1 protein-coding gene is annotated in these 2272 nt (G+C 60.5%); it reads right to left on the bottom strand.

What is annotated here, in order from left to right:
- Positions 1-461: 461 nt before the first annotated feature.
- A partial coding sequence (locus MK745_RS19620; RefSeq protein ID WP_243614858.1) for a tandem-95 repeat protein occupies positions 462-2272 on the bottom strand: 1811 nt, incomplete at its 5' end.

Here is a 2272-nt window from a genome sequence, read left to right as displayed (position 1 = left end):
TCAATACGAAACGACCCCACAGTGCTCTGGGCTATCGCCCACCGGCCCCCGAAACCATCATCCAGATGGACCAAAGGCCGATCATGCACTAACAATCAAATTGGACCACTCAAGTGGGGCGGATCAACATGGCAAGTCGTCCGAGGAAAAAGGAACCCCAATCACACCACGAGTTGCATATCAAGCCCGGTCAAAACTAGATGACAAGTGAAATAGAAACTGAGGCGGACTGCCTGAGCGAGTGGAAAATGACTCAATCAGCCCGCCCCAAGCCGACAGGGCAATCCAAGAGAACCGCCCCGTCTAAAGGAAAAGCACGCAGCCCTCCCTTATTCCTAGAGATCTGGAAACCAGATCCTTTTGCATATGAACCAGCGCCGTGGCTTTGCGGCGCTGGTTTTCTTTACACGTCGGCGAAACTCGATTGCTGTTCAATCGAGTTTCGCCACGGGCCTTCCTTCTTACACCGACGAGATATCGTCGAGGAGACCGGTCAACGGGTCGCCACCGAGCAGGTCACCGCCGAGCGGGGAGCCGTCGCCGAGCAGACCGCCGAGAAGGCCGCCGCCCGCGTTCGGGTCGCCATCGGTCAGCAGGACCAGACCGGTCGTGTCGGCCACGAGACCTTCGTCACCAACAACCTCGCCAAGCAGACCATCATTACCGGTCACGTCGCCCAGGAGCCCAGAGTTACCAGTTACGTCGCCAAGCAGGCCACCATCCGCGAGGACAGGATCAAGGAGACCTTCTCCCGAGCCGAGGATACCCTCGAGCGGCGAGCCGTCGCCCAAGAGGCCGTCAAGCGGCGAGGTGTCACCGAGCAGATCACCACCAAGTGGCGAACCCTCCCCGAGCAGACCGTCAAGCGGCGACGTATCGCCCAGAAGCCCGTCAAGGAGGTCACCACCCAGCGGAGAGCCGTCGCCGAGCAGACCACCGAGGAGGCCGCCACCCGCGTTCGGATCACCATCGGTCAGCAGAGCCAAGCCGGTCAGGTCGGCGACGATGCCTTCGTCACCGATCACCTCGCCAAGCAGACCGTCATTGCCAGTCACGTCGCCAAGCAGGCCGGAGTTGCCGGTCACGTCACCGAGGAGGCCACCATCCGCGAGGACGGGATCGAGAAGACCCGCGCCGACACCGCCAAGGATACTCTCAAGCGGCGATCCGTCGCCAAGCAGGCCATCAAGCGGCGATGTGTCGCCGAGGAGACCGCCGAGAATATCCCCGCCGAGCGGCGAGCCATCCCCGAGGAGACCATCGAGCGGCGAGCTGTCACCAAGGAGACCTCCCAACAGACCACCACCCGCGTTCGGGTCGCCATCTCCAAGAAGTACGAGCCCGGTCAGGCTTGCGACAAGACCATCCTCACCGGCGACGGCACCAAGCAGCCCTTCGGACCCGGTCACTGCACCAAGGACGCCATTGTTCCCGGTAATATCGCCGAGCAGGCCGCCATCCGCGAGGACCGGATCAAGCAGACCGCCGTCGGTCCCGAGCAGGTCTCCGTCCAGAAGTCCACCAAGGAGGTCACCACCTAAGGGAGATCCATCACCGAGTAGACCACCGAGGAGGCCGGCACCTGCATTCGGATCGCCATCCCCGAGGAGACCGACACCAAAGACTGCACCGACAAGTCCACTAACGCCGGTCACGCCTTTTAGCAGACCCTCGTTCCCAATCAGGTCACCCAACAAACCATCAGATCCGGTTAGCGGGCCCAAAATACCGTGATTTCCGGTAAGTGCGCCCAATAGGCCACCATCTGCAACCAAGAAATCAAGGAGACCAGGTTCAATCTCCTCCACCGTTACCTCAACCGTCGCGGGCTCCGACTGGTTCCCATCAGAATCTGTGTAGGTGTAGGTATAGGAGTCGCTGCCAGCAAAGCCTTCGTTCGGCGTATAGGTGAAGGTGCCGTCGCCATTATTGACCACGGTGCCGTTCTGCGGCTCATCTTCCAGCTCAAACGTGTCATCCGGACCTGCAGGACCGTCTTCCGGATCAAAGTCATTGTCGCTGACATCGGTGGTAACCGACTGACCCTCAACGGTCGCAGCGGTATCATCATTCGCTGTCGGGGATGCGTTGCCCTCCGGTGCTACCGTTACCTCAACCGTCGCGGGCTCCGACTGGTTCCCATCGGAATCTGTGTAGGTGTAGGTATAGGAGTCGCTGCCAGCAAAGCCTTCGTTCGGCGTATAGGTGAAGGTGCCGTCGCCATTATTGACCACGGTGCCGTTCTGCGGCTCATCTTCCAGCTCAAACGTGT

Source organism: Shimia aestuarii (genome assembly GCF_022814865.1).
In the GTDB taxonomy this organism is placed as follows: Bacteria; Pseudomonadota; Alphaproteobacteria; order Rhodobacterales; family Rhodobacteraceae; genus Shimia; species Shimia aestuarii_A.
Note: the sequence above shows the minus strand (reverse complement) of the source record. Positions and strands in the feature narration are given on the sequence as shown.